The 26,782-nt window shown below is 62.6% G+C and carries 28 protein-coding genes; 19 read left to right on the forward strand and 9 right to left on the reverse strand.

The genetic code is table 11. From position 1 onward, the window contains the following. Positions 1-11: 11 nt before the first annotated feature. The 7 genes from HX868_RS10790 to HX868_RS10820 are packed head-to-tail and all read left to right on the forward strand — an operon-like array spanning position 12 to position 7,153. Complete coding sequence (locus tag HX868_RS10790; RefSeq protein WP_177002840.1) at positions 12-914, forward strand: AMP-binding protein; 903 nt, start codon at positions 12-14, stop codon at positions 912-914. Next, positions 911-1,681 carry an ABC transporter ATP-binding protein gene (locus tag HX868_RS10795; protein WP_177002841.1) on the forward strand — a complete coding sequence of 257 codons (771 nt, stop codon included), beginning with the start codon at positions 911-913 and terminating at the stop codon, positions 1,679-1,681. The genes HX868_RS10790 and HX868_RS10795 overlap by 4 nt, the downstream gene beginning before the upstream one ends. Next, entirely contained in the window at positions 1,681-2,562 is an 882-nt protein-coding gene (locus HX868_RS10800) for a branched-chain amino acid ABC transporter permease (RefSeq protein WP_034106908.1), read from the forward strand. The genes HX868_RS10795 and HX868_RS10800 overlap by 1 nt, the downstream gene beginning before the upstream one ends. Positions 2,563-2,566: 4 nt before the next feature. After that, positions 2,567-3,616: a branched-chain amino acid ABC transporter permease gene (locus tag HX868_RS10805; protein ID WP_123475848.1), complete on the forward strand. Its 1,050-nt coding sequence runs from the start codon at positions 2,567-2,569 to the stop codon at positions 3,614-3,616. A 21-nt stretch (positions 3,617-3,637) separates the two neighbouring features. Then, positions 3,638-4,978, forward strand: a complete 1,341-nt coding sequence (locus tag HX868_RS10810) for an ABC transporter substrate-binding protein (RefSeq protein ID WP_177002842.1) — start codon at positions 3,638-3,640, stop codon at positions 4,976-4,978. A 3-nt stretch (positions 4,979-4,981) separates the two neighbouring features. Then, on the forward strand, positions 4,982-5,749 hold the full coding sequence (locus tag HX868_RS10815; RefSeq protein ID WP_177002843.1) for an ABC transporter ATP-binding protein: 768 nt from the start codon (positions 4,982-4,984) through the stop codon (positions 5,747-5,749). A 12-nt stretch (positions 5,750-5,761) separates the two neighbouring features. Beyond that, positions 5,762-7,153, forward strand: a complete 1,392-nt coding sequence (locus tag HX868_RS10820) for an FAD/NAD(P)-binding protein (protein ID WP_177002844.1) — start codon at positions 5,762-5,764, stop codon at positions 7,151-7,153. A 74-nt stretch (positions 7,154-7,227) separates the two neighbouring features. Here HX868_RS10820 and HX868_RS10825 read toward each other — a convergent pair whose 3' ends face one another. The 4 genes from HX868_RS10825 to HX868_RS10840 are packed head-to-tail and all read right to left on the reverse strand — an operon-like array spanning position 7,228 to position 11,857. Continuing rightward, positions 7,228-8,475: an efflux RND transporter periplasmic adaptor subunit gene (locus HX868_RS10825; RefSeq protein WP_177002845.1), complete on the reverse strand. Its 1,248-nt coding sequence runs from the start codon at positions 8,473-8,475 to the stop codon at positions 7,228-7,230. Beyond that, entirely contained in the window at positions 8,465-9,943 is a 1,479-nt protein-coding gene (locus HX868_RS10830; protein WP_177002846.1) for a TolC family protein, read from the reverse strand. The genes HX868_RS10825 and HX868_RS10830 overlap by 11 nt, the downstream gene beginning before the upstream one ends. Next, the gene (locus tag HX868_RS10835; protein WP_177002847.1) at positions 9,936-11,153 is read right to left on the reverse strand and encodes an ABC transporter permease; all 1,218 of its coding nucleotides are present in this window, start codon (positions 11,151-11,153) and stop codon (positions 9,936-9,938) included. Before HX868_RS10835 ends, HX868_RS10830 begins: the two co-directional genes overlap by 8 nt. Continuing rightward, positions 11,150-11,857: an ABC transporter ATP-binding protein gene (locus tag HX868_RS10840; protein WP_095016731.1), complete on the reverse strand. Its 708-nt coding sequence runs from the start codon at positions 11,855-11,857 to the stop codon at positions 11,150-11,152. The genes HX868_RS10835 and HX868_RS10840 overlap by 4 nt, the downstream gene beginning before the upstream one ends. A 360-nt stretch (positions 11,858-12,217) precedes the next feature. Here HX868_RS10840 and HX868_RS10845 point away from each other — a divergent pair, with 360 nt between their 5' ends. Next, the gene (locus tag HX868_RS10845; protein ID WP_016977465.1) at positions 12,218-12,976 is read left to right on the forward strand and encodes a TetR/AcrR family transcriptional regulator; all 759 of its coding nucleotides are present in this window, start codon (positions 12,218-12,220) and stop codon (positions 12,974-12,976) included. Between the two features lie 183 nt (positions 12,977-13,159). Here HX868_RS10845 and HX868_RS10850 read toward each other — a convergent pair whose 3' ends face one another. Both HX868_RS10850 and HX868_RS10855 read right to left on the reverse strand, forming a co-directional pair. Further along, positions 13,160-14,218, reverse strand: a complete 1,059-nt coding sequence (locus tag HX868_RS10850) for an FUSC family protein (protein WP_177002943.1) — start codon at positions 14,216-14,218, stop codon at positions 13,160-13,162. A gap of 23 nt (positions 14,219-14,241) precedes the next feature. After that, positions 14,242-15,858 (reverse strand): NADP-dependent glyceraldehyde-3-phosphate dehydrogenase, encoded by a 1,617-nt coding sequence (locus HX868_RS10855; protein ID WP_177002848.1) that lies wholly within the window; start codon positions 15,856-15,858, stop codon positions 14,242-14,244. 138 nt (positions 15,859-15,996) lie between these two features. On the opposite strand from HX868_RS10855, the gene HX868_RS10860 reads away from it, so the two are divergent. Then, positions 15,997-16,857: a Dyp-type peroxidase gene (locus HX868_RS10860; RefSeq protein ID WP_177002849.1), complete on the forward strand. Its 861-nt coding sequence runs from the start codon at positions 15,997-15,999 to the stop codon at positions 16,855-16,857. Here HX868_RS10860 and sodC read toward each other — a convergent pair. Next, entirely contained in the window at positions 16,854-17,375 is a 522-nt protein-coding gene (gene sodC, locus HX868_RS10865; protein ID WP_016977469.1) for a superoxide dismutase family protein, read from the reverse strand. The genes HX868_RS10860 and sodC overlap by 4 nt on opposite strands. A gap of 115 nt (positions 17,376-17,490) precedes the next feature. Next, on the reverse strand, positions 17,491-17,952 hold the full coding sequence (locus HX868_RS10870) for a winged helix-turn-helix domain-containing protein (RefSeq protein WP_425504222.1): 462 nt from the start codon (positions 17,950-17,952) through the stop codon (positions 17,491-17,493). 601 nt (positions 17,953-18,553) lie between these two features. On the opposite strand from HX868_RS10870, the gene HX868_RS10875 reads away from it, so the two are divergent. From HX868_RS10875 to HX868_RS10905, 7 genes are all read left to right on the forward strand, one after another. After that, positions 18,554-18,715, forward strand: coding sequence for a hypothetical protein (locus tag HX868_RS10875; RefSeq protein ID WP_016969018.1), 162 nt, complete (start codon positions 18,554-18,556; stop codon positions 18,713-18,715). 85 nt (positions 18,716-18,800) lie between these two features. Beyond that, positions 18,801-19,688, forward strand: a complete 888-nt coding sequence (locus HX868_RS10880) for a SctD/MshK family protein (protein WP_177002851.1) — start codon at positions 18,801-18,803, stop codon at positions 19,686-19,688. A 136-nt stretch (positions 19,689-19,824) separates the two neighbouring features. Next, a complete protein-coding gene (locus tag HX868_RS10885; RefSeq protein WP_033901343.1) occupies positions 19,825-20,181 on the forward strand; it encodes a hypothetical protein in 357 nt (118 codons plus the stop codon). Next, positions 20,181-20,516, forward strand: a complete 336-nt coding sequence (locus HX868_RS10890) for a tetratricopeptide repeat protein (RefSeq protein WP_028616838.1) — start codon at positions 20,181-20,183, stop codon at positions 20,514-20,516. Before HX868_RS10885 ends, HX868_RS10890 begins: the two co-directional genes overlap by 1 nt. Continuing rightward, positions 20,513-22,645 (forward strand): type III secretion system export apparatus subunit SctV, encoded by a 2,133-nt coding sequence (sctV, locus tag HX868_RS10895; protein WP_177002852.1) that lies wholly within the window; start codon positions 20,513-20,515, stop codon positions 22,643-22,645. The genes HX868_RS10890 and sctV overlap by 4 nt, the downstream gene beginning before the upstream one ends. Continuing rightward, positions 22,642-23,922: a type II and III secretion system protein family protein gene (locus HX868_RS10900; protein WP_033901346.1), complete on the forward strand. Its 1,281-nt coding sequence runs from the start codon at positions 22,642-22,644 to the stop codon at positions 23,920-23,922. The genes sctV and HX868_RS10900 overlap by 4 nt, the downstream gene beginning before the upstream one ends. A gap of 14 nt (positions 23,923-23,936) precedes the next feature. Next, positions 23,937-24,317 (forward strand): hypothetical protein, encoded by a 381-nt coding sequence (locus HX868_RS10905; RefSeq protein WP_177002853.1) that lies wholly within the window; start codon positions 23,937-23,939, stop codon positions 24,315-24,317. A gap of 398 nt (positions 24,318-24,715) precedes the next feature. Here HX868_RS10905 and HX868_RS10910 read toward each other — a convergent pair whose 3' ends face one another. Further along, positions 24,716-25,480 carry a tetratricopeptide repeat protein gene (locus tag HX868_RS10910; protein ID WP_177002854.1) on the reverse strand — a complete coding sequence of 255 codons (765 nt, stop codon included), beginning with the start codon at positions 25,478-25,480 and terminating at the stop codon, positions 24,716-24,718. A 48-nt stretch (positions 25,481-25,528) separates the two neighbouring features. On the opposite strand from HX868_RS10910, the gene HX868_RS10915 reads away from it, so the two are divergent. Genes HX868_RS10915 through HX868_RS10925 form a run of 3 tightly spaced genes read left to right on the forward strand, consistent with a single transcriptional unit; the run spans position 25,529 to position 26,782 of the window. After that, the gene (locus HX868_RS10915; RefSeq protein WP_177002944.1) at positions 25,529-26,092 is read left to right on the forward strand and encodes a type III secretion protein; all 564 of its coding nucleotides are present in this window, start codon (positions 25,529-25,531) and stop codon (positions 26,090-26,092) included. A 12-nt stretch (positions 26,093-26,104) separates the two neighbouring features. Further along, entirely contained in the window at positions 26,105-26,338 is a 234-nt protein-coding gene (locus HX868_RS10920; RefSeq protein WP_016978398.1) for a hypothetical protein, read from the forward strand. Positions 26,339-26,347: 9 nt separating this feature from the next. Then, positions 26,348-26,782, forward strand: a complete 435-nt coding sequence (locus tag HX868_RS10925; protein ID WP_016978397.1) for a hypothetical protein — start codon at positions 26,348-26,350, stop codon at positions 26,780-26,782.

The raw sequence follows: 26,782 nt of genomic DNA on the forward strand, positions 1-26,782 counted from the left end.
GTATCACCCCTATGAGCGTGCACGAACTCAAACGTCCGCTGGCCCTGGAATGGCCCGCCGAACTGCTCGGCAACCTACCCAAGGCGCTGGAACAATTGCACCACTGGGCGCAGATCACGCCGCTGCACACTGCCTTGCGCCACAAACGCCAGGGCCAATGGCATGCGTGGCGCTGGATCGACACCTTGCGGGATGTGGAACGCCTGGCCGATGGTTTGCGCCAGCAGGGCTTTGACGAGCAATCGCGGCTGGCCCTCAGTGGGGCGTTCGAGCCGAACTTGTTGCTGTTGGCGCTGGCTGCTCATTCCATCGGTGGGCAGGTCCTGACCCTGGCTGACGACCTAGAGGTCGACGCGCTGCAACAACACCTGTGGCGCAGCCGTCCCACCCACACTTACACCCAGGACCGCCAGCAAGTGCGGCATTGGCAATCGGCCAACCTGCTGGACTTTGCCCAGTTGCTCGGCCCGATCGACCCGGCGCAACACCTTGTACGCTGGTGGCAATCCAGCGCAGAAACCGCGTTGTGGAGCGAAGAGGGCACCCACTGGCAGGGTGGCCTAGCGGTGGTGTTGGAGCAATGGCTGAACAGCGGCCATGGCCTGGCCTTTCCGGAAAGCCCAGCCTCCGCCCGGCGTGATCGCAGTGAAGTGGCGCCCACCGGTCTGCTGTTGTCACCCGCACGCTTGCAGCACCTGGCCGATGAGATCGAAAGCCGCTTGGCGCCTCATGGCACCTGGCGTCGACGCCTATGCGACTGGGCCATCGCCCACCCGCAAAGCGGCCTGCGCCGCCTGTTGAAAAACCGTGTGCGCAAGCTGCTCGGTTTTCAGCGCCTGGCTTACATCTGGCAACCCCTCAAATCGACCCCGTCGCCGGTGTGGCTGGCGGAATTCAAACGGGACATCGCATGAGCCAAGCCATTCTCCAAGTGCGGGATATCTCGCTGTCGTTCAAGGGCGTCAAGGCGATCAATGCCTTGTCCTTCGAGGTGGCGCGCGGCGAGATCTGCGCGCTGATCGGTCCCAATGGTGCCGGTAAAAGCTCATTGCTCAATGTGCTCAATGGCGTATATCGCTTCGATGCCGGTGAGATCGTCTTCGAAGACCAGCACTTCCACCGCATCGACCCGCTCGGCGCCGCGCGCCGGGGCATTGGTCGCACCTTTCAGAACAACGCGCTGTTCAAGAAGATGAGCGTGCTCGACAACATTCTCACCGGTCTGTCGCGGCATATGCGCAGTAGTTTTATTGAACAAGCCCTGGGCTTGCCACGCGCACGCCGGGAAGCCGAAGTGTTCCGCCTGCGCGCCCAGGGCATTCTCGAGTTTCTTGAGTTGCAAGCTCAGCGTGATGTGCTGGTGGGCAACCTCTCTTATGGCCTGCAAAAGCGTGTCGAGTTGGGCCGGGCATTGATCGCCGGGCCCAGCCTGTTACTGCTCGACGAACCTATGGCGGGCATGAACGCTGAGGAAAAACAGGAAATGGCGCGCTTCGTCGCCGACGTGAACCGCGACCTCGGCACCACCGTGGTGTTGATCGAACACGACATGGGCGTGGTCATGGGGCTGTCCGACCACGTGGTGGTGCTCGATTACGGGCGCAAGGTCGGCGACGGCACGCCCGCTGAAGTGCAGGCCAATCCCGAGGTGATCGCGGCCTACCTGGGGGTGGTGCACTGATGACGTTTTTCTTTGAAACCCTGCTCGGCGGTCTGCTCGCCGGCACCATGTATTCGCTGGTCGCCATCGGTTTCGTGCTGATCTATAAAGCCAGCGGCGTGTTCAACTTTGCCCAGGGCTCGATGCTGCTGTTTGCCGCGCTGACCTTCGTCAGCCTGCATGATCAGGGCGTGCCATTTGCCTTGGCGCTGCTCTTGACTGTCATCGTGATGATCATCGGCGCCTTACTCATCGAGCGCTTGGTGTTGCGGCCGCTGGTGAACCGTTCGCAGATCACCCTGTTCATGGCCACCTTGGGCCTGTCATTCATAATCGAAGGTCTGGCCCAGGGTTTGATGGGCTCGCAAGTACGCGCCCTCGACCTGGGCATCGACGACGTGCCGCTGTTCGTCGGCCCGCTGATGCTCAGTCAATTCGACCTGATCGCCGCGGCCGCTGCGGTGGTGCTGGTGACGGTGCTGGCGCTGCTGTTCAACAAGACCCGCATTGGCGTGTCGCTGCGCGCGGTGGCGGATGACACCACGGCGGCGCTGTCCATCGGTATCAACCTCAACCGTATCTGGCAGATCGTCTGGGCGGTCGCCGGGATTGTCGGGCTGGTGGCGGGGCTGCTGTGGGGCGCGCGCCAAGGGGTGCAGTTTTCGTTGTCGCTGGTGGTGCTCAAGGCCTTGCCGGTGCTGATCATCGGCGGGTTTACCTCGATTGGCGGGGCAATTGTCGGCGGGTTGATCGTCGGCGCGGCGGAGAACCTGGCCGAGGTGTATATCGGCCCCTTGATCGGCGGCGGCATCACGCCGTGGTTCGCCTATGTACTGGCCTTGGCCTTCCTGTATATCCGTCCCGCCGGCCTGTTCGGCGAGCGTGCCATCGAGCGAGTCTGAAACCATGTCGATTCCCGTTGTTCAAGACACCGCGCCGTTGCTGCTGATCCAGCGGCGCATTCCCTGGGGGCTGATTGGCCTGTTGGCGCTGGCCTTTGTCGTGGTGCCGCTGTGGGGCAATGACTATTGGCTCAATGCGATTCTGATCCCCTTTTTAGTGCTGTCCTTGGCCGGGCTGGGCTTGAACCTGCTCACCGGCTACACCGGGCAAACCTCGGTGGGGGCCGCGGGTTTCATGGCTGTTGGCGCATTTGCCACTTACGGTTTTTTACTGCGCCTGCCGGAGCTGGGCTTGCCGGTGGCGCTGCTCGGCGGCGGGATTATCAGCGCGTTGGTTGGCCTGCTGTTCGGCCTGCCCAGCTCGCGGATCAAGGGCTTCTACCTGATGGTCACCACTTTGGCCGCACAGTTTTTCCTGGAGTGGCTGTTCGTCAAATTCCCCTGGTTCTACAACTACGGCTCGTCCGGGACCATCTCCGCGCCGAAGCTTGCGCTGTTCGGCCACGACCTCAACACGCCGCTGGGCCGTTACCTGCTGACGTTGGTCACGGTGCTGCTGCTGACCTGGACCGCGATTAACCTGGTGCGCAGCCAGGTCGGGCGCAACTGGATGGCGATCCGCGACATGGACACCGCCGCCGCCGTGGTCGGCATTCCGGTGGTGCGCTACAAGCGCCTGGCGTTTGCAGTCAGCTCGTTTTACCTCGGCATCGCCGGCGCGCTGTGGGCCTTTGCCTACCTGGGTACGGCCAGCGCCAGCAGCTTCGACATCAATCGTTCATTCCAGATCCTGTTCATCATCATTATCGGCGGCATGGGCAGCATTGCCGGCAACTTTGTCGGTGCGGCCTTCATCAGTTTGTTGCCGATCTTCCTCAGCCACGCCGGGCAGGCGCTGTTTGGCGGTTCGGTGGATGCGGGGCAGTTGCAGAACTTGCAGAAAATCATCTTTGGCGTGTTGATCATCGTGTTCCTGATCAAGGAACCCGAGGGCTTGATTCGCCTGTTGCACAACCTGCGTGACCGTGTGCGGCAGTGGCCGCTGCGTTTCTAACATTCCCTCAAGAGAATTCCCATGCGTGCATCCTTGAAACATTCCCTGGTCGGCGCTGCATTTGCGCTGGCCGCCCTGGCCGGTGCTGTTCCCCAGGCGATGGCCTCGCCGGACCAGCAATTCATTCCCCTGGCCACCTACCGCGTCGGCGCCTATGCCTCCAGCGGCGTGCAGGTGTGGGCCGGGATGATCGACTACCTGCGCTACATCAACGAGGTCGAAGGCGGCATTAACGGCGTCAAGTTGGTGTGGCAGGAGTGCGAGACGGAGTGGACGGCGGAGAAGGGCATCGAGTGCTACGAGCGCTTCAAGAATGGCCTGGATGGCGCGCCGGTCGCGGTGTACCAGCCCAACGGCGCACCGGCGGCGTATGCGCTGAGCGAGCGCGCGGAAGTGGACAAGATCCCGCTGATCACCCTCGGCTACGGCCGCACCGAAGCCACCGACGGCACCGTGTTCCCCTACAACTTCCCGGTGATGCTGACCTTCTACAGCGAAGCATCGACCCTGGTGAACTACATCGCCCAGCGTGAAGGCGGGTTCGACAAGCTCAAGGGCCAGAAAATCGCCACGGTCTACCACGACTCGGCCTATGGCCGCGAAACCCTCGGCCCGCTGAAATTGCTGGCGGAAAAGTACGGCTTTGAAAACATCCAGATCCCGGTGGCCGACCCTGGCAACGAACAGTCCGCGCAATGGCGCCAGGTGCGCCAGGCCAACCCGGACTGGGTGTTCCTGCGCACCTGGGGCGTCTCCACCCCGGTGGCGGTGAAGACTGCCGCGCGCTTCGGTTTTCCGGTGGATCACATCATCGGCGACATCTGGGCCAGTTCCAGCGAAGACGTCTTGCCTGCCGGTGCCGCCGCCAAAGGCTACCTGGCACTCACGCCGTACCCGGCGGGTGCCGACTTCGAAATCCACAAGCGCCTCAAGCAGTACATCCTCGACAAGGGCCACAGCGACCTCAAGGACCTGAAGAACTTCGGCAGCGTCTACTACAACTCCGGCCTGGTGAACGCCGCCGTGGCGGTGGAAGCGATCCGCACCGGCCAGGCCAAGTTCGGCAAGCGTCCGCTGAATGGCGAAGAGGGCCGCTGGGGCCTGGAACACCTGAACATCGACGACGCCCGCTTGAAAGACATGGGCTACTTGGGGCTGATGCAGAACCTCAAGCTGTCGTGCCGCGACCACGAAGGCGGCGGCTCGGCGCGGGTGCAGCAGTGGGATGGCGCCAACTGGACGCTGATCAGCGAGTGGATCGCCGCCGACCGCGCGCTGCTGCGACCATTGATCGATGAAAAGTCCGCCGCCTTCGCCAAGGAAAAAGGCCTGACGCCACGCACCTGCACCGGGGATGAATAAACCATGAGCCAGCCCGCCGCTGAATCCGCCAGCCCTTCACTGTTGACGGTCAACGATATCGAAGTGATCTACGACGGCGCGATCCTCGCGGTGGCCGGGGTGTCGCTGAGCGTGCCCAAAGGTGCCATCGTCGCCTTGCTCGGTGCCAATGGCGCCGGCAAGAGCACCACGCTCAAGGCGATCTCGGGGTTGGTACGCGCCGAGCGGGCCGAGGTCAGCCGGGGCGTGATCGAATACGCAGGCCTGGACCTGGCCGGTGTCGATCCCAGCCAGCGCGTGCGAAAGGGCATGGTCCATGTGCTGGAAGGCCGTCATGTGTTCGGCCAGCTCACGGTGGAAGACAACCTGCGCAGCGGCGGCTTCGTGCGGCGTTTGAGCCGCAAGGACATGGAACAGGACCTGGAGCGCCTGTACGCCTGGTTCCCAAGGCTCAAGACCAAGCGCCACACCCGCGCCGGGCTCACCTCGGGCGGCGAGCAGCAGATGGTCGCCATCGGCCGGGCGTTGATGACCCGTCCTACGTTGGTACTGCTCGACGAGCCGTCCATGGGGTTGGCGCCTATGATCGTGCAGGAGATTTTCGAGATCATCGCGCAGCTCAATCGTGAGCAGCAGGTGAGCTTCCTGATCGCCGAGCAGAACATCAATGTTGCACTGAACTATGCGTCCCACGGCTACGTATTGGATACTGGCCGCGTGGCCTTGAGTGGCAGCGCCGCTGAGCTGTTGGCGCGGGGCGACTTGCATGACATTTACCTGGGCAAACAGTAAGGGCGACTCTGCATGACTGAATCCATCCGCAACGCTGATGTACTGATCATCGGTGGCGGCCTGAGCGGCACGATGCTGGCGGTGCAACTGCTGCGCCTGCCGGGTCGGCGCCGGATCCTGGTGATCGAGCCGCGCGCCGAACTCGGCCGGGGCGAGGCCTACAGTGCTGTCGAACTGGGCCACACCCTGAACGGCAACGCGGCGCGCATGAGTGTCGACCCGGACAATGCCGACGATTTGACTCAATGGCTCACCGACTACATTGGCGCTGGCGGCTGGCCTGAGTCGGACCAGCAGCACGTGCCGATCAGCGAACTGTTCCCGCCGCGCGAGATATTTGGTCTGTATGCCCAGCAGCGCTTGGCAGAGGCGAAGGCGCAGTCAGCTTCCAGCGTCGAGCATGTGCGCGGCGAAGTGGTTGACCTGCAAGTGGACGAAGCCTCGGCGCTGCTCACCCTTGATAACGGCCGGCAGCTGCGCGGCGGGTGTGCGGTACTGGCCACCGGTATGTTCCCTGCGGCGCGTACGCCACAGACCGAGTCCAGCGGGTTGAACGCGGCGGCGGTGGACCCTTGGGACGTAAAAGCAATGACCCGAATTGACCCGCTAGCGCCGGTGCTGATCATCGGTTCCGGGCTGACCATGGTCGACGCGGTGGTGTCCCTGGAACAGGCCGGGCATCGCGGGCCCATCGAGATTTTCTCGCGCCATGGCCTGCTGCCCCATATGCGTCGACAGCCGCCGAGCTGGGTGGATTTTCTCGGCGAAGACCACAGGCTGCGCAGCCCCTTGCAATTGCTGCGCGAGGTGCGTCGTCAATGCCGGCTTGCGCAAGCGCAGGGCATTGATTGGCAGTCGCCGCTGGACACGGTGCGTGCGCATATCAGCCGCCTGTGGAGCCAGGCCAGTGAGCGTGAAAAGCGCCAGTTCGTGCGCCATGTACGGCCGTGGTGGGAAAGCCACCACCACCGTTCGCCGCCGTTGAGCGCGCAGTTGGTGGTGCGATTGCATGAAGAAGGACGGTTGCGGATTCGGGCGGCGTCGTTCAAAGGCCTGGAACCTTCGGTCGAGGGCGTGACCATTGGTGTGCGTTACCGAGGCGAGCAGGCGGTGAAGCGGGTTTGCGGCGCGGCCCTGATCAACTCCAGCGGTATCGAATACGACTGGCGCCGCGTGGCCCGGCCGTTGCCCCAGCAGTTGCTCAAGCGTGGGCTGATCCAGCCTGGGCCGTTGGCGTTGGGGATTGCGGCGGATGTTTCGGGGGCGGTGGTGGATGCTCAGGGGCAGGTCAGCCAGCGCTTGTTCGCCATGGGGCCGCCGTTACGGGGGATGTGGTGGGAAAGCACGGCGGTAACCGATGTGGCGTTGCAGGCCAAGGCACTGGCTGCACAACTCACCCTGTAGGAGCCGGCTTGCCGGCGATGGCGGCCTTGAATATTGCAATGATCTCAAGGGCCTCATCGCCGGCAAGCCGGCTCCTACAGGGGATGGGTGCTCACGAAACCGGGCTTCAGGCCGAAGACCTCGACGCCTAGGGCGGTCGATTGCCCGGTCGTCACCTTCACCCGCTCCACCGGTTTATCCATCGCTTCCCTGTATTCCACCGTCATGTCCGGCCCTATCGCCTGGCTCGGAATCACCATCGCCTGCGCATTGTTGTAAGTCACGATGGTCAAGCGCGCACTCATCCCCAGTCGCACCCGTTGCAACTGCTGCGGCGTGAGCTTGGGGATCGACAAGGTCACCGGAAACTGCGCACTGCCCTGGCTGTCACTGGCAATCGCCAAGCCGCTCACCACGCTGACCGTGCCACTCAGCCGCTCGCCGTCAAACCCATCCCCCAGCACTTCCACCGCCTGGCCTTGATGCAACTGGTTGATGTCCAGCTCCGAGACTTTGGCGACGATTTTAAGCCGTTCGATGTTCGCCAGGCCAAACAGCACCTGACCCTGGCTGACCTTGCTGCCGGCCTGTACCGGGGCGGTGTTGTTGCCGCTGCCCTGAGTTGAAGTATTGCCGGGCGGCGGCACCACGATGCCGGAGAACGGCGCCTTGACTTCCTGGCCGTCGAGCAGCTTGTGCAGGGCGTCGTATTTCACCGTGGCATTGGTCAGTTCCATGTCGGCGATCTGGCGGTACTCGCCCTTGCCCTGGTCGAGGGCCTGTTGCAGTTCGCTGCGGGCGGAGGCGAGGTCCAGTTGTTGCTGCTGGGTCTGCTGCTTGAGGTCATCCAGCTCGTTGCGCGGGATGATGCCGCGCTGGAACAGGTTTTCGCTTTCGGTCAGTTTGCGCTGGGTGTTGCTGGCGGTCATTTCGAGGGTGCGCAAGGCACGGCGCGCGCGGCTGACGGTGGGGCCGTTGTCCCAGTCCTGCATTTCCTGCACGGTACGCCGGGCCCTGAGTTGGACGGAGAGGGCGTCGCGCAATTGCACCTCCAAGGTGGCCGGGTCCATGCGCAGCAACACCTGGCCGGCCTCGACCCTTTGGCCTTGCTCCACCAGGTTGGCTTGCACGTTGCCGTCGAACGGCGCTGTGAGGGTGATGGTGGTGTCGGGCTCGATCTTGCCCACCAGGCCGATCTGGTGCACCAGCGCGTCGGGCTGGACGGCCTGCCACTGCTCGGGAATTCCGGCCGGATCGGAGGCCGGGCTGCGCAAGGCCAGGCCCGCGCTGCCCAGCAACAGGATGAGTACGGCGCCCAGCAGGCGTTTCTGATTAGTAGTCATTGAGGGCGATTTCCCAACTTTCCAGCGTCATGCCCAGGGTCAAGTCGAGCTGGGTCTGGGCGTTCAAATAAGCGATCAGCGCATTGAGCTGTGCGTTTTCGGCGTTGCGTAAGTCGGTCTCGAAACTCAGCACCTGGAAGTTGGTGGAGCGTCCGGCGCTGAGTTTTTCCCGCTCGATCTCGATCTTGCGCCGCGACAGCTCCACGGCACGCTGGGAGATTTCATATTGTCGCCAGCGGGTGCCAAGGTCGCGCACCACGTTGTTGACGCTGCGCTCCAGCTCCTGGCGCGCATCGGTGATACGGATCTCCTGATCCTCCACATTCACCCGCGCACGCACTTCAGCCTGGCGCGTGCTGATGTCGCCGATGGGGATTTGCACCTGCACCCCGGCGTAGCTATCCCAGGTTCGGTTGTTGGTACGGCCGGCGTCGTTGTCGGTGTTGGCCCGTATCTGGTTGGCACCGGCCACCAGGTCCACCTGCCAGCGCCCGGAGTCCTTGGCGATCACCAGGTTCAGGTCGGCCTGTTGGGTGCCGAGTAAAGCGGCCAGGTATTCCGGCTGCTGGGTCTGCGCGAGGTTGAAGGCCTGGCGCTTGTCGACCTGCACGGGCTGGGCCTCCAGGGCTTCGGTGGCGCGAACCGGCGTGGACAGGTCCAGGGCCAACAGACGCAGCAGGGCCAGGCGGCTGGTGTCCAGTTGGTTCTGTGCTTCTTCCACGCCCAGTTGCTGGGTGGCGATATCGGCTTCGGTCTGCACGATTTCGAACTCCGCCATGCGCCCGGCATTGATCAGCGCCTTGTTCACTTCCAACAAGGTGCCGGAGCGCTTGAGGGCATCCTGCACGATGCTCAGTTGCTGCTGGGCGCGCAACAGTTCGCGGTAAGTGGCGATGATCTGGCTGATGGTTTGCGCCACGGTGGCCTTGAGGTTCAGGCGGTTGGCCTGTTCCGACAGGCGCGACAGGCGCAGCGGCGCGGTGGTGGCGTCCCAGCCGGCGCCACGCAACAGCGGTTGGATGATCGCCAGGTCGAGGCCGTCGCTGCGGTAGCGGCCGGCGCGGTCAGCGGTGTTCAGTTGCTGGGTCCAGGCCATGCTCAGGCGCGTGCCGTATTCACTGAGCAGGCTGGTGGCCGGCGCGAGGTTGGCATTGCGTGTGTTGTCGGCGGAGCCACGGTTGGTGCGGTAATAACTGTTGAGGGTGAGCTTGGGGTTGAACACATCTTCGGCCACCCGCAGGTCGAATTTCTGCGCCACCCGTTGCAGGTAGGCGCTGCGGATCGCCGGGTTGTTGCGCAAGCCAAGGTACACCGCATCGCCCAGTGTCAGGCGGGTGACCTGAGCATTCAACGAGACGCTGCGGTCATAGCCGCTACGGGTGCTACTGGGCGCCGATGGCTTGATCACCACGTCGGCGGCCGTGCCGGGCAGGCTGACGAATGCGAGCAGCCAGAGCCATTTATTCATCGCGCAGGGCCTCCACCGGCTGCAAGCGTGAGGCCGACACCGCTGGGTAGATGCCGAAGAACAACCCCACCAGCAAGGTACTGCCCACCCCCAGCGGCAAGGCGGCCACCGCCAGCGCAAATTCCCAGCCTGACAGCCAGGCGTACAACCAGGCAGCGGTCATGCCCAGCACCGCGCCGCAGAGGGCGCCGACGGCGGTGAGGGTCACGGCTTCGAGCAGGAACAGGTTGCGGATATCCCGCTGGCGGGCGCCGAGGGCCATGCGGATGCCGATCTCGCGGCGACGCTCAGAGACGTTCATCAGCATCACGTTCATCACCCCCACACCACCGCCCACCAGTGAGATCGCGCCCAAAGCCAGCAGCAGGTAGGCGAATGTGCGGCTTTGCCGGGTCATGCCGTCGATCATTTGCTGGGGCACCTGGATGTCCACATCGTGGTCGGGGAGCTGGGGTTTCAGCGCGGCGGCCGCGTCTTGGGCGACGCGCTCCATGTCCTGGCCGGGAGCTGCACGAATGATCAGGTTGCCGATCTGTGGTGTTGCGTAGATGCGGCGCATGCCTTCGGCGGGAATGAACAGCGACTCATTGGCCTGTACGGGCATCAGCATCGCCCGTGGCTGGCTGCGCATTATGCCCACGATCAGGAACAGGTAGTCGTTGATGCGCACACGATCGCCTACTTGCAAGGGGTCGCCCGGCGCACTCAGTGACTGGGCCACTTGGTCACCGATCACGCCGTAGGTTTCGTTGGCATCGAAGCTCGACAGGAAACGTCCCCGTTGCACCACCAGGCGCATCGCGTCCTTGATGTCCGGTGTACTGCCCACGAAGTTGGCGTTGGCGGTACGGCCATGGAACACGATGGGCCCGCTGAACAGTGTGAGCGCACCGATATGGGCTATGCCAGGCACCGTCTGGCGCATGGCGTCGAGGTCGAGGCGGGCGGGCATCGGCACAGTGCTGGCGCCCTTGGGGGGGAACTGAGCGATCAGGGTGTCGGTGCCCATGTCCTTGAAGATCATCGCTGCATCCACCGACGCGTTATGCCCGATGTTGATCAGCGCCACCACCGACGAACTGCCGATCACAATCCCCAGCAAGGCCAGGATCGAGCGCTTGCCCAGGGTGCGCAGGCTGACGAACGCTTCATGCAGCAGTTGGCTGAGGTTCTGTTCAACCCGCAGGCTGCTCTTTACCCCCCCGATCATGGGCGCCCGGCCTCCTGTACCACGCCATTGCGCACCAGGATCTTGCGGTCCAGGCGCTCGGCGATGTGGGGGTCGTGGGTGACGATGATCAGGGTGACTTGTTGTTCACGGTTCAGCGCCAGCAGCAGGTCCATGATGTCCTGGGCCGTGGTGCTGTCGAGGTTGCCGGTGGGCTCGTCTGCGAGGATCACCGAGGGCTTGCCTACCAACGCCCGCGCAATGGCGACCCGTTGGCGCTGGCCGCCGGACAGGTCGGCGGGGCGATGGTGGGCGCGGTCGGCCAGGCCGACTTGTTCGAGCATGCGCAGGGCTTGTTCCACCGACTCATGGCGCGACACGCCGCGATAACTCAGGGGCAGGGCGACATTGTCCAAGGCGCTGAGGCGTGGCAACAGGTTGAAGCTCTGGAACACAAAACCGATCTGCTGGTTGCGGATCGCCGCCAGTTCATCGGGCGTGGCGTTGAAGATATCGTGCCCGGCAAAGTGGTACTGGCCGCAGTTGGGCAGGTCCAGCAGGCCGAGGATATTGAGCAGCGTGCTTTTGCCGGAGCCGGAGGCGCCGAGGATGCCGCAGCTGTCGCCGCTGGCGATGCAGAGGCAGACATTATTGAGAATGGACAGGTGCTGACCGGCCAGCTGGTAGCTTTTGCCGATGCCGTGCAGGGAGATCAAGCCGGGTTGCGCGGGGGTATCTGTCATCATGACTACGCCTTCAGTCTCGACGGTGCTGCCATGCCCCCTTGGTAAAGCCTTGTAACAAGTTCGGGAGCTGCCTGGTACGCGTCACGGACTGGTTTTATTTCTTGTTTTTAAAATATTGTTTGAATACTAACCGTGTTCCAGCCGCTTCGCCAGCCATGGATATAGAGCGGTTTCACCCTTTGAAACGATTGCTCCCCAGGCAGCGGGAGCCTGCTAAAAAAACGTTCGACTAACCTTTGCACGCCCGTCTGCAAAGGCTTTCGGTTATATGGCGGTGTGTCACTACTTGCTTTCGGACGGTCGGCCCGGTATAAAAAATCAAATTATTTTTTAAAACAATATTTCCCACGTGGAACTTCTATGGTCGCGAAGAAAGTCAGCGCTCCAAACATTACCAAGACTCGATTGCTGGATGCGACAGAGGCTCTCTTCATCAAGTATGGCTACGACGCCGTTCTGCTCCGGCAGATTACCGAGCGTGCCCAGGTAAACCTGGCTGCGGTGAACTACCACTTCGGGGACAAGGACTCCCTGATGCAGACCCTGCTCAAGCAGCGCCTCGAACCGCTCAACGAGCAGCGTCTGGAACTGCTCGCGCGCTGTGAGGCCGAGTCCGACGGCCCTCTGGACTGCGACACCTTGCTCGGCGTGCTGTTTGCCCCGGCCATGGGCCTGGAGCGCAGCGACCCGGCCAGCGCCAGTGGGGAAGGGCGTTCATTCATCCGTTTCCTGGGGCGGGTGTACAGCGACACGTCGCCGTTTATCCAGGAATACCTCAAGGTGCATTACCAGCCGGTGTTCCAGCGTTTCTTCGAAGCCTTTGCCCTGGCCTTGCCGGACCTGCCGCGCAATGAACTGGGCGTGCGCCTGCAATTTGCCCTCAAGGCGATTTCGGGGGTGATGGCCGGCACCGAACTGCGCCTGCTGATGAACTCCATGAGCCTGGGCCGCCCGGCCACGGATGCCGAGGTGATGGCCAAGTTGATCACTCTGGTGTCGGCGGCGATTCGCGTGCCGCAGCAAAGCCCCGAAGCGGAACATGCCTTGGCCAAGGTGTTGGATACCCAGCGCGCGATTCGTGAGCAATCTGCCGCGCCAGCGAGCAAGGCAGCCCGTTGACTCAATTCCCAGGCAAAAAAAAGCCCGCTGGGGCGGCGGGCTTGATATGCAACATTTGTAACGGATGAGGCTTCACACTACGTCCCTGGATGTGAATAAAACGTGAAAACTTTGTAAGGCAAAGTGTGAAATTCTTGAAATCTGTAAACGCGTCGGAATTATCCTTTTTTTTGCTCAGCGGATTCAGATTTTCCAGTGCCCGGCGCTCTTGGCCAATCGCTGACGCATTGCATCCACGTTCTGTGCCAGTTGCAATGTCAGCAATCGATAGCCATCCAGCGCGCTATACACCGGTACGTCCAGCGCCGGTTCAGCGCCGGTATGACTTGGCCGCTCCAACCGCTCTGTCACCCCCGACTTCAACGCCCGCGCCATCCCTACCAACTGCACGCGAATCTGCCGATGCTCGGCCTTCAACATCATCTGCATGCGCGACATCGCCTGCTCATCGCGCGGATCCGGTCGGGTATTGCCAAGAATCTCCAGGGTGCTGATGCACAGGCGCAGGTGTCGTTGGATCGCGTCCAACTCCGTCATGGAAATCCGCACTTCCTTTGACACGGACGGCATCAGCGAACGCAGTTGCACCATCGACGCATTCAAGCGATTGAGCTGTTTGAGGTGTTCATCATCGGTCACCGACTGGCCACTGATGATCCGGCTATAAATAGCGGCGCAATCGCGCAATGCACTGGCCAGGTTGTAACGCCACGAATACACGGCGTACAGCGGCAGGGCGAAGGAAAAGGCCAGCGCCAGCACGATACCGATCAGGATATCCACGGTGCGCCACAATCCGTCCGATACCGGGTTGTCACCATGCCCGGCGACGATAAACACCGTGATCGCCGACAGCAGCGCGATATAGCCGCCCTTGCCAATGGCGTGATAGGAAAAGAACCCGCACACCACCGACATCAGCAGATAGGTCAGCAACGGCTGGCCCAGCCATGCCTGTTGCAGCACCAGCAGCAAACCGACGCTGGCGCCGATCAAGGTGCCATAGGCGCGTTCCACCGCTTTTTTGCCGATATTGCCGTGGTGCTGCAAACCGCCAATCACGATCAGCATGGTCACCGACGCCCACTCACCGTGAGGCAGGTTGATGCCGGTGGTCAGCAGGATCGTCGCCAGCAAGCCGATGGACACGCGCACGGCGTGGATCAGCTTGGCATGGCGATAGCGGCGGTACGGGTCGAGCAGTGGGCGCAACAGGCGCCGGGCAAACACAGGCAGATGCAGGTTTATCAACGACGAATCGTCCTCTAGAAAATGTAATCGGTGGTCAGGAAGCTTGAATCGCGGTTGCGCAATATGTCGCTGACCAGCGCCTTGTTGCTCTCCTGGAACTTGGTCGCCACCAGCGTGCGGATCGAGAACACGCGCAAGGCGTCATGCACCGACAGCGTGCCCTCGGCCGAGTTCTTGCGACCGTTGAACGGGAACGTGTCCGGGCCGCGCTGGCACTGGGCGTTGATATTTATCCGGCCGACCTGGTTGGCGAAGGTGTCCACCAGGCGCCCGACTTGCACGGCGTTGGTGCCGAAAATGCTCAACTGTTGGCCGAAATCGGAATCGAGCACGTAGTCGATCACCGTCTCCAGGTCGCGGTAGGGCACGATCGGCACCACCGGGCCGAACTGCTCTTCGTGGTACACGCGCATCTGCGGGTTCACCGGGTACAGCACCGCCGGGTAAAAGAACGATCCACGGCTTTCAGCGCCATGCTCATTCACCACCTTGGCACCGTGTTGCGCGGCGTCAGCCACCAGGCCGTTGAGGTAATCCACCTTGCCCACTTCGGGCAATGGCGTCAGCGCCACGCCGTCTTCCCACGGCATGCCGGGTTTGAGCGTGGACAGCTTCTGGTTGAATTTCTCGATAAAACTATCGACCACATCCTCATGCACAAACAGGATTTTCAACGCGGTGCAGCGTTGGCCGTTGAACGACAACGAGCCAGTGAGCGCTTCGCTAACGGCATTGTCCAGGTCGACTTCAGGTAGCACGATGCCGGGATTTTTTGCGTCCAGGCCCAACGCGGCACGTAGGCGATGCGGCTTGGGATGCAGTTTCTTCAAGTCACTGGCGGCTTTATTGGTGCCGATAAACGCGAAGATATCGATCTTGCCGCTGGCCATCAGCGCGCTGACGGTTTCGCGGCCGCTGCCGTAGATCACATTGATCACCCCGGCCGGGAAGCTGTCGCGGAACGCTTCCAGCAGTGGTCGGATCAATAGCACGCCCAGCTTGGCCGGCTTGAACACCACGGTGTTGCCCATGATCAACGCCGGGATCAGCGTGGTGAAGGTTTCGTTCAGCGGGTAGTTATAGGGGCCCATGCACAACGCCACACCCAGCGGCACGCGACGGATCTGGCCGAGCGTGTCCTGTTCCAGTTCGAAGCGGCTGGAGCGGCGGTCGAGTTCCTTGAGAGCATTGATGGTGTCGGTGATGTAGTCGCAGGTGCGGTCGAATTCTTTCTGCGAGTCCTTGAGGTTCTTGCCGATTTCCCACATCAGCAGCTTGACCACCGCGTCGCGCTGTTCACGCATGCGCCGTAGAAAGGCTTCGACGTGCTGGATACGTTCGGCCACGCGCATCGTCGGCCATTCACCCTGACCACGGTCATAGGCACGCACGGCGGCATCCAGAGCGGTGAGGGCGGTGTCGGCGTCCAGCAGCGGTGTGCTGCCGATATGCACACGTTCGTCGCCAAACTGCACTGGGCTTTGCACCTTGGCCAATGGGCCGTTCCACACCTGCAACTGGCCATCGACCAGATAATCACGCTGTTCAATGGGCGCTCCGAGCTGGAATGGCTCGGGAATCTCGGCGGCGGAGGCGGGAAACAGCTGGGTGAGCAGGTTGCTGGTGGTCATGTCGCTACCCCTGGAATAGTTGCAAAACATGACTAGAGAGTCACCCAACAACAGGCTCTATGGCAAGGCTTGCGCGCTTTCTTGTACGCAGCACTGCGCCTGCCGGTTAAACTGCGCGGCTTTTCAGAAGGAGTTCACATGAGTCAGTACCAGCCGGGCATTCTTGCCGCACCGGTGCCATTGCAGGCACGCCATCTGTTCTTTGCCGTGGATTCACTGGCAGCCGTGCCCGCTGCGTTGGACGCGCTGGTGCAGTTGACCGACTCGGCGGCGGTGGTCGGTTTTGGCGAGCCGCTGGTCAAAGCCTTGGGCGCCCGGATTGAAGGCCTGCGCACATTCCCCACCGTCAGCGGGCCGGGCGCACATAACCCGTCAACCCAACAGGCGCTGTGGGTATGGCTGCACGGCGTGGATCGCGGTGAATTGCTGCTGCGCAGCCGTGCCTTCGAGAAGGCCCTGGCCCCGGCGTTCCGCCTGGTGCAGATGACCGAAGGCTTCCGCTACAAGACCGGCTTCGACCTCACCGACTACGAAGACGGCACCGAGAACCCCCACGACGACGCAGCCGTTGAAGCGGCCCTGACCGACAGCGGCGCCAGCTTTGCCGCGATCCAGCAGTGGCAGCACGACCTCGACGGTTTCGCCGCCTTGCCTGCGCAAGAGCGCGACCACATCATCGGCCGTCGTCATGGCGACAACGAAGAACTCGACGACGCTCCCGAGTCCGCCCACACCAAACGCACCGCCCAGGAAAGCTTCACCCCGGAAGCCTTCGTGGTGCGCCGTTCGATGCCATGGGCCGAGAACGGCCAGGCGGGGTTGATGTTCCTCGCGTTCGGCCACTCCTTCGATGCATTCGAAGCGCAACTGCGCCGCATGAGCGGGCTGGAAGATGGGATTGTCGATGGCCTGTACCGTATCAGCGCACCGTTGACCGGCGGTTACTACTGGTGCCCGCCGATCAAGGATGGGCACCTGGACCTGAGCGCGCTGGCTTAGATCACGCCGCACACCAGCCGCTCACCGCCACCGCCCAATGGCTTGGGCATGTCGGAATGGTTGTCGCCGCCGGCATGGATCATCAGCGCGTGGCCTTTGATCTGCGCCAGGCTTTTCAAGCGGGGCGCCAGCACCGGGTTGTTCGAGGTGCCGTCCATGTTCACGTACAGAGCCGGCAGGTCACCCAGGTGGCCGTCGGCGTAAGGGCCCAGGTGCTTGCCGGTCTTCTCCGGGTCGAAGTGCCCGCCGGCGGCCAGCGCCGCGACTTTCACGCCGTCTTTCACACCGGCTTCACAGCTGCCGTTTTCATGGATATGAAAGCCATGCACGCCCATTGGCAGGGATTTTAGATCCGGGGTGAAGATCAAGCCATAGGCTGACTCACTGATGGTGATGCTACCGACGGGCTGTGGCGCGCCATCGGCACTTACCAGGTTGACCGGGACTTGCAACGAAGCCGCCTGGGCGGAGCCGACCGCGAAGACACTGAGCAGGCCAAGCAGAAGAGAGCGATTCATAAAAACGTTCCTGAAGGTTATGGGTGTTGGGCAGTTTCAGGAATAACAACGATTGGGCTGCGCCAAACATTCCGTTGGAAAAAACATATTTTTCCAACGGAATAACCTTGGGCCATCAACTGTTCTGCATACCTATCTGTGCAAACAGCGGTGCCATCCCCGCGCCGCGACAATGGCGGCAGCCGTACACACCCAGCACCACCGGCTCCTTCACCAGCGGTTTCGGCGCCCGTTCGAACCAGGTCGGCGCCACAAAGCGGTAACCCAGACCGGGTGCCGTGGCGATGTACAGCGCGTCATCGTCACCAAGGGTGCGGCGCAGCGTCTTGATCTGTGTGCGCAGGTTGCATTCCTCCACCACCAGTTTCGGCCAGGCGATGTCGAGCAGTTCGGCTTTTTTCAGCAGTTCGCCAGGCCGCGAGGCGAGGGCGATCAGCAGTGTCAGGGCGCGGCTGCCCAGGTTCACGGGTCGCCCGTGCTTGAGCAGTTGATGGCGCTTGGGGAGCAGTCGATAAGGGCCGAAGTGAATCTCAGCGCAGCCGTCGTTTTCGAGGAGCGTTGTGGGTGAATAATTCATGTCGGTCATAGATCACCTGGAAGTTTTATATATAGCCGGCCCGCGAACTAGTCCTTTGGTTATTAGTGCAGTTGCACTAACGGGCGCGGAGGAAAGTTGCTCTCCAAGCAATAAGGCTGCTGGAGAGGAGCTATCAAACGTGATGATTAAGTCGCCGTTGTTACAAATTGAAATATCTGGGAAGTTGGGCAAAAGGCTATTAGCGAGAAATGTGAAGTCGTCGCGAAAATAAATGCCAAGCCGTGCCGTGCAGATCGTTTATATCCCGCCTTATTGTTCAAATTCATTCTGCTCTCGGTTGTCAGGTCCGCGTAAATCGAGGGCTGCAGCGTGTCTTGAGTTTTTTCAGAAAGTTCCGTGACCCAAAAGGGATGAGTTTTTCTCAACGCCAGGTTGAGCAAAACCTTTCACAGCACCTGTGCGGAACGTTTCACAAGCTTTCACAGCGAAGGCGTTTTGATCGTGAGTAGTATGGAACCCATGCAAACCGACGGCAGTTCGAAGGCTCACTGTCTGACGTTTTGGGCATTCACCGGTTTGCATACTTTCAGCTTGCTGTTGCGCAACTGAATAACTTCCCTATCGATGCAAGGAGATGAACATGGCTGATGTCCCACCAGTAAAAGCAGGCGGCGCCGACGACGCTATCGCGAAGATGGAAGCGACCTTCAACATGGCTATCGAGAAGTCGGCCAAGATCACCGAAATCAGCACCGCGAAAAAAGCGGAGCTCGACGCCACCAAACAGCGTCCGCAGAACTGATTCGCCAAACGGGCGGCGCCGGCGCTGCCCGTTTACCCTCTGATGCTTGACCCCGTTGCACATGCTCAAGGGGGCAAACCCAACCATGACAGCCTTGATTTCCCTGGGGCCGGTCGCCGCTACTGGCGCACCGACCTTGACCGTGACCGGTGGTTTGCACCAGGGCAGTTCCCTGGTGCTCGACCAGCCGGTCTACACCCTCGGCGCCGACCTGGCGGCCGATTTGGTACTTACTGATCCCGGTATTGCCGGCCTGCACCTGCGCCTGCGGTTTGAAGGCGACCAAGTGGCGGTCGAAGCGCTGGGCGGTGATGTGCTGCTCGCCGGCAATGTGCGCATTCCCCACGGCAGCGGCCATCGCGCGCGGCTGCCGCTGCAACTGCGGATCGGCACGGCGGCTGTGAGCCTGGCGGGGCCTGGCGGTGCTGCAAAACCATCGGACGCCCCACGCAAAATTACCCCCTGGATTGTCGCGACCGCCCTGCTGTTTATCTGTGCAGGCGCGCTGGCGGTTCGTAGCGAAGCGCCACTGTTGCCCGCAACGGTCGTGGCCGACGAGGTAGCGCCGCTGAAAATGCCGTCCCGCGAGCAAGCCAGGGCCTGGATGGAGCAGCAGCTACACGCCGCCCACTTGGACACCGTGAAGGTCAGTGACAGCAATGGCCAGCTCAGCGCCACCGGCACCTTTGAACAGTCGCAAAAGCCACAATGGCTGGCGTTGCAGCAGGCGTTCGATCAGCGCTACGGCCAGCAGATCGTGCTCAACCCGCGTGTGACAGCCCGCGCCGATGCCGCCGCGCCGCGCGTGCGCTTCCAGGCCGTATGGTTTGGCGCCCAGCCCTACGTGATCAACGACAGCGGCAAGCGCCTCTACCCCGGCGCAGCCCTGGCGGACAACTGGGTGCTGGAACGCATCGAAAACAACCAAGTGATCCTCGCCCGTGGCGAGGAGCGCTTCACCTTCACCCTATGAAAACACACCGCCTCCCTGTAGGAGCGAGCTTGCTCGCGAAAAACGCCCATCCAACCCGTTCCCACAGGCAGCCCGCGTCAGCGTTGACGACCTTCGCGAGCAAGCTCGCTCCTACAGTGTTTCTGCGAGTCCTTTCATGAAAGTCGAACCCCGCCCGTTGATTCCCAGTGATGTGCGCAGTGCGCCGGTCGAAGCGGTTCGCCCGGTCAACTCCCGCCAGGCCACCGCCTTCGAGGCGGTGCTCAAGACCCGCAAGACCCAGACCCGCCGCTCCCTGCGCAGTGACCTCGAAGCGCTCACCGCCGCCGCCGGCGTCGACTCGTTGCTGTTCGGCGGCGCTCGCTCCCTGGAGCTGCTGGAGCATGTGATGGAACACATCCTGCCCGGCCTGGACGCCGAGCCACATATCAAGGCACTGGCCGTCGAGCTGATCGGCGAAGAGATCGAGATGCGCCGCAACCTCGAACAGCAACGCTCGGAGGTCCATACTTGATGGCCCGCGATAACGAAGACGCCGTGCAACTGCTCAAAGGCATTGGTGAACTGTACCGGCGCAATGGCCAGTCCCAGCGCGCCCTGGTGATGCTGCTGATTGCCGTCAGCGTCGCGCCCCACGACGGTGTGTTGCTGCGCTCGCTGGTGCTGGCCTTCACCGACAGCGGTGACGCCGCCCGTGCCCTGAGTGCCCTGGACCGCCTGGTCGCGCTGGAAGGCGAATCCGCCAGCCTGTTGCTGCTGCGCGCCCGCGCCTTGTGGTACGGCGAGCGCAAGGACGAAGCGCGTCAATGCTTCAAACGCTACCTGGCTGCACGCAGGGGCGGCGCATGAGTGCACTCAACCGCCTGAACAACCTGGCGCGTCTCGCTGCGCAGCGCACCGACGTGATCATCGTCGCGTTCATGCTGATGGCGATCGTGATGATGATCATCCCGCTGCCCACCTACCTGGTGGATGCGCTGATCGGCCTCAATATCGCCCTGAGCATCCTGATCCTGATCGTGGCGTTCTACATCGGCCACTCGGTGGAGTTCTCCGCGCTGCCGCCGCTGATCCTGCTCAGCACATTGTTTCGGTTGTCACTGTCGATCACCACCACGCGTTTGATCCTGCTGCACGGCGACGCCGGCCATATCGTCAAGGCCTTCGGTGACTTCGTGATTGCCGGGCAAGTGGTGGTGGGCATGGTGGTGTTCCTGATCATCACCGTGGCGCAGTTCGTGGTGATCACCAAGGGCGCCGAGCGTGTGGCGGAAGTGGCCGCGCGTTTCACTTTGGACGCAATGCCCGGCAAGCAGATGAGCATCGACAACGACCTGCGCAACGGCGACATCGACCAGGCCGAAGCCCGGCGCCGCCGCTCGCGCCTTGAGCGAGAAAGCCAGATGTTCGGTGCGATGGACGGCGCCATGAAGTTCGTCAAAGGCGATGCCATCGCGGGCCTGGTGATCCTTGCGGTCAACCTGCTCGGCGGCATGCTGATCGGCATGATCGAGCGCGACATGCCCTTCGGCGTCGCGGTGCACACCTACTCGTTGTTGACCGTGGGTGACGGCCTGATCGCACAGATTCCGGCGCTGCTGATTTCTGTGGCGGCGGGCACCGTGGTCACCCGCGTCAACAGCGACGGCGAAGCGGGGGACCTGGGCAGCGAGATCATCAAGCAACTGGGCGCCAGTTACCGGGCGCTGGGCTTGACCGCGTTGATCATGATTGGCGTGAGCCTGCTGCCGGGGTTTCCGACCTGGGTGTTCCTCGGTCTGTCCCTGGTGTTTGGCGGCGCGGCGTTCATGATGTATCGCCGCCATCACCGGCAGCCTGAGCTGGAAGTGCTGGTCGAGACGCCGGAAGCGGTGGTCGAAGTGCAGGCCGAGCTGGATGACAACCTGCTGCCCGATACCCGGGTGCTGCTGACCCTCGGCAGTGGCGTGTCCCAGAGCGCGCCGCGCCAACTGCTGCGCCAGCGTGTCGAAGCGCTGTGCCACGATTTGCGTACCGAGCTCGGCGTGGACATGCCGGTACCCGGCATCTACATTGAGGCCAAGGCCACGCCGGGCAGTTTCCGCGTGTCCCTGGAAGGCGTGCCGGTGAGCGAAGGCGAATTGCCGATCAACTGCCTGCTGGTGCAGGACGATCCGGTGCATGTGCAGCTGCTGGACATCGCCACTGTGCAGGCCGATTCCCCCCTCAATGGTCGCAGCGCCCATTGGGTCGAACGCCAGCACGAAGACACGCTGCGCAACGCCGGCATCGGTTTCCTGATGCCCGACGAGGTGCTGCGCGGCGTGCTGGAACGCAGCCTGCGTCGCTATGCCGCCGACTTCCTCGGCATCCAGGAAACCCGCCTGCTGCTGGAGCGCACGGAGGCCACCTACGGTGAACTGGTCAAGGAAGCCTTGCGCCTGGTGCCGTTGCAACGGGTGGCTGAAACCCTGCGCCTGTTGGTCGGCGAGGGCGTGTCGATCCGCAACCAGCGTGCCTTGCTCGAAGCCATGGTGGAGTGGGGCGCCCGCGAAACCGACGCCGGGCGCCTGGCCGAACACTTGCGTGCCGCGCTGGCACGGCAGATCAGCCATCAATACGCCGACCGCAACCGGGTGATCGGTGCGCTGGTGCTGGCGCCTGGCCTGGAAGACCAATTGCGTGCCTCCCTGCGTCGCCAGGAGCCTCAGCGCGAACTGATCCCCGAAGAAGTCAGCCGCGCCTTGCTCGCCCAACTGCGCCAGGCGTGTGACAACACTCGCGAAGTCAACAGCGCGGTGTTGCTGGTGCACCCGGAACTGCGCCGCAGCCTGCGCCGCCTGGTACTGCGCGGTGAGCTGGAGCTGGCGGTGCTGTCGTTCCGCGAGCTGGCCACCGAGTACAACCTGCAAGCGCTGGTGACCATCAGCCTCACCGAAATCTCCAACCGCCGCGCGCCTGCCGCGGCTTCCGTCCCCCCCCTGGCGTCCGCCTCATGATGCGTTTTTGTGTGCTGTTGCTGAGTGTTTTTGCGTGTGTGAGCCAAGCTCAGGAAATCGCGGCCGGCGCCGGGGGCTCGATTGCCCTGGCCTCCGGTGAAGGGCGCATCCTGCATTTTGTCGCGCCGGTGGATTCGGTGCTGGTGGCCGAGCCGAATGTGGCCGACCTGCAAGTGGTATCGCCGGGCACGATCTATATTTTCGGCAAAGCGCCGGGCAACACCAGCCTGATCGCCCTGGGCAGCGACGGCAAACAACTGGCGAGCCTGACCCTGGCCGTGAGCAGTGGCAGCCAGGCGGTAAGCACGCCGATGCAGGCGCTGCACCCCGGCAACGGCGCACAGATCAGCGGCGCCGGTAACCGCCTGGTCGCCAAGGGCACCCTGGGTTCGGTGGCGGAGGCGACCGACCTGAATGCCTTGCTCAACCCCCAGGGGCAAGGCTTCCAGAGCGCGATCAACACCACCGAATACGCAGGCTCCGCCCAAGTGAACCTGCGTGTGCGTTTTGCCGAGGTGTCGCGCTCCGAGCTGCTGCACTACGGCGTGAACTGGAACGCCATGTTCAACAACGGCACGTTTTCCTTTGGACTGATCACCGGCGGACCATTGGCCGCCGCCACGGCGGGTGGCTTGGCAGCAGCGGGTGCCGGTTCAGGCAATGTGAATATCGACGGCATGCTCGATGCGTTGCAGGCCAACGGCGTGTTGCAGATCCTTGCCGAACCGAATATCACCGCCATGACCGGCCAGACCGCCAGCTTCCTTGCGGGTGGCGAAGTGGCGATCCCGGTGCCGGTCAACCGTGACCTGGTGGGCATCGAATACAAGTCGTTCGGCGTGTCGTTGTTGTTCAACCCGACCCTGCTGCCCAACGGCCGCATCGCCTTGCAAGTGCGTCCGGAAGTCAGCAGCGTGGTCAGCGGTGGCACTGTGGATTTCGGCAACTTCCACGTGCCGTCCTTCAGCGTGCGCCGCGCCGATACGCGGGTGGAGGTCGGCAGCGGGCAGACCTTCGCCATCGCCGGGCTGTTCCAGCGTGAAAGCAGCCAGGACATCGAGAAACTGCCACTGCTGGGTGACCTGCCGATCCTCGGCAATCTGTTCCGCTCCAAGCGCTTCCAGCGCAATGAAACCGAACTGGTGATTCTCATCACGCCGTACCTGGTGGAACCGGTACGCGGTCGCACCCTCGCCACTCCCCTCGATGCGCAACCGGCTACCGCAGCGGCCACCGGACCGCGCAGCGGCGGGGCGTTCGGTTTCTACATGAATTGATCAGGGGGACTGCCATGATTGCTTTACGTGTATTGATGCTGGTGCCCCTGGCGCTGATGGGCTGCCAGACCCACCTGGCGCCCACTTACTACTCATCCGAGTACCGCGCGGATGGCTTGCCGACCCAATGCCAGCAACCACCGGCAACGGACACCATCGGGCTGGGCGAGGATTTCAAACCGACCCTGGCGTTGGGCTGCGCGAATAACCTGAACCTGATGCAGATGGTCGAGCGCAAGCAAGACCTGACCCAAGGCCGCACGACCGGCCCGGTGATGGCCGCGCCCGTCGGCCGAGCCGCCCAGGTCTACATCGAAGGTTTCGACCGCGAGCAATTGCAGCGGCGCAAGGACCAGCAGGAAGCCAAGACCGGCGCCGCGGGGGGCCAACAATGACCTCCTTCACTGGCATCCGGTATCTTTCTGACTCCCCACATCCCAACTGTAGGAGCTGGCTTGCCAGCGATAGCGGTATGTCTGTGTACATATCCGTTCCTGCGGTAACGGCCGCTTATGGTTCCGCTCTTACAGCGGGTCACTTTTGGAAGAGCCGGAAGCCGGCCCAGCCAAAAGTAACCAAAAGGCTCTCGCCCCACCACTCGGCACCTCGCCTAGGCTCGGTGTGCCCTCACTCCGGCTTGAATCCGTGGGCCGCCGTCATGGGCCATCCTTGGCCCAGGACGGCTAACCCGGCGTCCTGCCGGGTTACCCACGGATTCAAGCCTGCGTTCGGCCAGCGTGGTTTTATGGGGCGATTGAGATCAAAAGCGGATCAAAAGCGATCTTGTGTTGTGTCAGTTGGGGGCTACCAATCCCAGCTCTTTCGCCTGCGCCACCGGATCGCTGATGGCCTTGATGCGTTTCGCCTCGGTCACCAATCGCTCACGCTCGGCAGCCGGAATATCATCCAGCGGCAGTGTGGCAACTCGCTGCTCATAACCGGCCAGCACCATCACCAACAGCACATTACGCTGGTGCCGGGGCAGGGCGCGGGGGGATTGGGTGACGGGGGCGATGGCGTCCAGAGCTTGTTGCGACTGCCCACCGAGGGCATAGGCCAGGGCCAGATTGCAGCGGTTGTCGAGGTCGTCGGGCTTGAGGCTCAGGCTCTTGGCGAACGCCGTTTGCGCCGCAGCGGCCTGGCCATTGAGGATCTGCGCCACACCCAGGCGGGTGTAGGCCACTGGCAACCCGCCAATCTCCGCCGCCTGGCCCAGGGCAGTGACGGCACGCTGGGTTTTTCCCAATTGGAGCTGCGCGGTGCCCAGGCCGAGCAGCGCGTCAGCGTTACGCGCATCGAACCCCAGGGCTTGCTGGAAAGCCCGCTCGGCGCCCAGCGCATCCTTGGCGTCGAGCCTGGCCTGGCCGAGCTTGAGCCACAACTCGATGCCGGCACCGGGTTGCTGCGCCGCACGCTCATACAGCGCGGCCGCACTGGCGTAGTCGCCGCGCTTGCTCAGGTCATCGGCCAGTTGCAACGACTTGTCGGAATCGGTCGCGGGTTTGCTGGCGCAGGCGGCCAGCAACAGGGTACTGGCGAGCAGAAAATTCTTGGACATCGTCACAACTCGTCTGGCGAAGGCGGACGCCATGTAAGCATATTTTTGCTGGCTGTCCTATGCCTGTTCGGCAGCCGTTTTGCCAACGCCGCCGAAGAACCGGCGTGGTTTTCCCAGCCCTATGCCTACGTGTTGGTGGACCAGGATGTGCGCAGCGCTCTGGAAGAATTCGGCCACAACCTCGATGTGCCCCTGGTGCTCTCCGACAAGGTGCGCGGCAAAGCCCGCAGCACGATTCGCGGCGCCACCGCCGGCGAGTTCCTGCAGACCCTGTGCAGCACCAACGGCCTCACCTGGTACTTCGACGGCAACCTGCTGTACCTCAATGCCAGCGATGAAATCAGCACCAAGCTATTCAAGGCCAACGCCCTGGACCTCGACCCGTTGCAGGCCTACCTCAGCAACCTCGATGTGTTCGGCCAGCAACTGTCCATGCGCAATGGCCCCGAGGGCGATGAAGTGTTCGTGTCCGGACCACCGCCGTACCTGGCATTGGTGCAGCAGCATGTGGATCACCTGCAACCCAAGGTCGTGGCCGCCCCGGTGGCGCGCGAGCGCGGGGTGCGGGTGTTCCGTGGCGCGCAAGTCAGTACCGAAACCCCAACCCAGTAAAGGAGCAGCACCATGTCCGTAACAGCCGTAGACAGCAATCTCGCCCCGGGTGGCGCCAGCCCTGAAGCCAAGTTCAATGCCGCGGTGGACAACGCCAAGGCCGCCGACAAACCCAGCGAAGCCGATGACCCCAAGTTCACCGATGCGTTGATCACCCAGGCGGTCACCATCGGCGGTCAGTTCATCATCATGCCGAAGATGCAGGAACTGCTGAACGACGCCATGTCCGATGACGACGAAGAGTAGGAAGCCCCTATGACTATCAGTCTCGCCGCCGGCGCTTCGGCGCTGCCGCCGTCTGCCGGCGCGGGGCCCGCCGGGGCCTCGCAGAACCTGTTCGAGCACATGGCCAACACCGCCAAGGGCATGCCCGAAGGCGCCAGCCCGCACCAGATCGGCTCGGGCCTGATGGAGCGCATGAACAGTTTTATCGACCGCACGCGGGCGTTTTCCGAGCGCGCCGACCTGCTTACCAACAACCCGTCGGCGCCGCCACCGGCATCGGCCGAGATCCGTACCGCCAGCGCTTCGCCTCAAGGCGAGCCGGGGAAAAAGGTCGGCGAACAGCAGGTCGACCAGATCGTCCACTCCCTGGGCAAGATGTTCGATTACTCCATCGAAACCCAGATGGTGGTGCGCGGTGCGACGCAGATTTCCGGTTCCGCCAACACACTGCTCAAGGGCCAATAA

It is taken from the genome of Pseudomonas reactans (assembly GCF_013385825.1).
Taxonomy (GTDB): Bacteria; Pseudomonadota; Gammaproteobacteria; order Pseudomonadales; family Pseudomonadaceae; genus Aquipseudomonas; species Aquipseudomonas reactans.

Bases quoted from the DNA above. Each gene is read 5' to 3' on its own strand.
- HX868_RS10920 (WP_016978398.1), top strand. From the start codon at position 26,105: ATGTCCGTAACAGCCGTAGACAGCAATCTCGCCCCGGGTGGCGCCAGC.
- HX868_RS10840 (WP_095016731.1), bottom strand. From the start codon at position 11,857: ATGATGACAGATACCCCCGCGCAACCCGGCTTGATCTCCCTGCACGGC.
- HX868_RS10910 (WP_177002854.1), bottom strand. From the start codon at position 25,480: ATGTCCAAGAATTTTCTGCTCGCCAGTACCCTGTTGCTGGCCGCCTGC.
- HX868_RS10820 (WP_177002844.1), top strand. From the start codon at position 5,762: ATGACTGAATCCATCCGCAACGCTGATGTACTGATCATCGGTGGCGGC.
- sodC (WP_016977469.1), bottom strand. From the start codon at position 17,375: ATGAATCGCTCTCTTCTGCTTGGCCTGCTCAGTGTCTTCGCGGTCGGC.
- HX868_RS10875 (WP_016969018.1), top strand. From the start codon at position 18,554: ATGGCTGATGTCCCACCAGTAAAAGCAGGCGGCGCCGACGACGCTATC.
- HX868_RS10830 (WP_177002846.1), bottom strand. From the start codon at position 9,943: ATGAATAAATGGCTCTGGCTGCTCGCATTCGTCAGCCTGCCCGGCACG.
- HX868_RS10800 (WP_034106908.1), top strand. From the start codon at position 1,681: ATGACGTTTTTCTTTGAAACCCTGCTCGGCGGTCTGCTCGCCGGCACC.
- HX868_RS10860 (WP_177002849.1), top strand. From the start codon at position 15,997: ATGAGTCAGTACCAGCCGGGCATTCTTGCCGCACCGGTGCCATTGCAG.
- HX868_RS10885 (WP_033901343.1), top strand. From the start codon at position 19,825: ATGAAAGTCGAACCCCGCCCGTTGATTCCCAGTGATGTGCGCAGTGCG.
- HX868_RS10790 (WP_177002840.1), top strand. From the start codon at position 12: ATGAGCGTGCACGAACTCAAACGTCCGCTGGCCCTGGAATGGCCCGCC.
- HX868_RS10815 (WP_177002843.1), top strand. From the start codon at position 4,982: ATGAGCCAGCCCGCCGCTGAATCCGCCAGCCCTTCACTGTTGACGGTC.
- HX868_RS10905 (WP_177002853.1), top strand. From the start codon at position 23,937: ATGATTGCTTTACGTGTATTGATGCTGGTGCCCCTGGCGCTGATGGGC.
- HX868_RS10845 (WP_016977465.1), top strand. From the start codon at position 12,218: ATGGTCGCGAAGAAAGTCAGCGCTCCAAACATTACCAAGACTCGATTG.
- HX868_RS10795 (WP_177002841.1), top strand. From the start codon at position 911: ATGAGCCAAGCCATTCTCCAAGTGCGGGATATCTCGCTGTCGTTCAAG.
- sctV (WP_177002852.1), top strand. From the start codon at position 20,513: ATGAGTGCACTCAACCGCCTGAACAACCTGGCGCGTCTCGCTGCGCAG.
- HX868_RS10880 (WP_177002851.1), top strand. From the start codon at position 18,801: ATGACAGCCTTGATTTCCCTGGGGCCGGTCGCCGCTACTGGCGCACCG.
- HX868_RS10925 (WP_016978397.1), top strand. From the start codon at position 26,348: ATGACTATCAGTCTCGCCGCCGGCGCTTCGGCGCTGCCGCCGTCTGCC.
- HX868_RS10835 (WP_177002847.1), bottom strand. From the start codon at position 11,153: ATGATCGGGGGGGTAAAGAGCAGCCTGCGGGTTGAACAGAACCTCAGC.
- HX868_RS10825 (WP_177002845.1), bottom strand. From the start codon at position 8,475: ATGACTACTAATCAGAAACGCCTGCTGGGCGCCGTACTCATCCTGTTG.
- HX868_RS10870 (WP_425504222.1), bottom strand. From the start codon at position 17,952: ATGAATTATTCACCCACAACGCTCCTCGAAAACGACGGCTGCGCTGAG.
- HX868_RS10890 (WP_028616838.1), top strand. From the start codon at position 20,181: ATGGCCCGCGATAACGAAGACGCCGTGCAACTGCTCAAAGGCATTGGT.
- HX868_RS10900 (WP_033901346.1), top strand. From the start codon at position 22,642: ATGATGCGTTTTTGTGTGCTGTTGCTGAGTGTTTTTGCGTGTGTGAGC.
- HX868_RS10805 (WP_123475848.1), top strand. From the start codon at position 2,567: ATGTCGATTCCCGTTGTTCAAGACACCGCGCCGTTGCTGCTGATCCAG.
- HX868_RS10810 (WP_177002842.1), top strand. From the start codon at position 3,638: ATGCGTGCATCCTTGAAACATTCCCTGGTCGGCGCTGCATTTGCGCTG.
- HX868_RS10855 (WP_177002848.1), bottom strand. From the start codon at position 15,858: ATGACCACCAGCAACCTGCTCACCCAGCTGTTTCCCGCCTCCGCCGCC.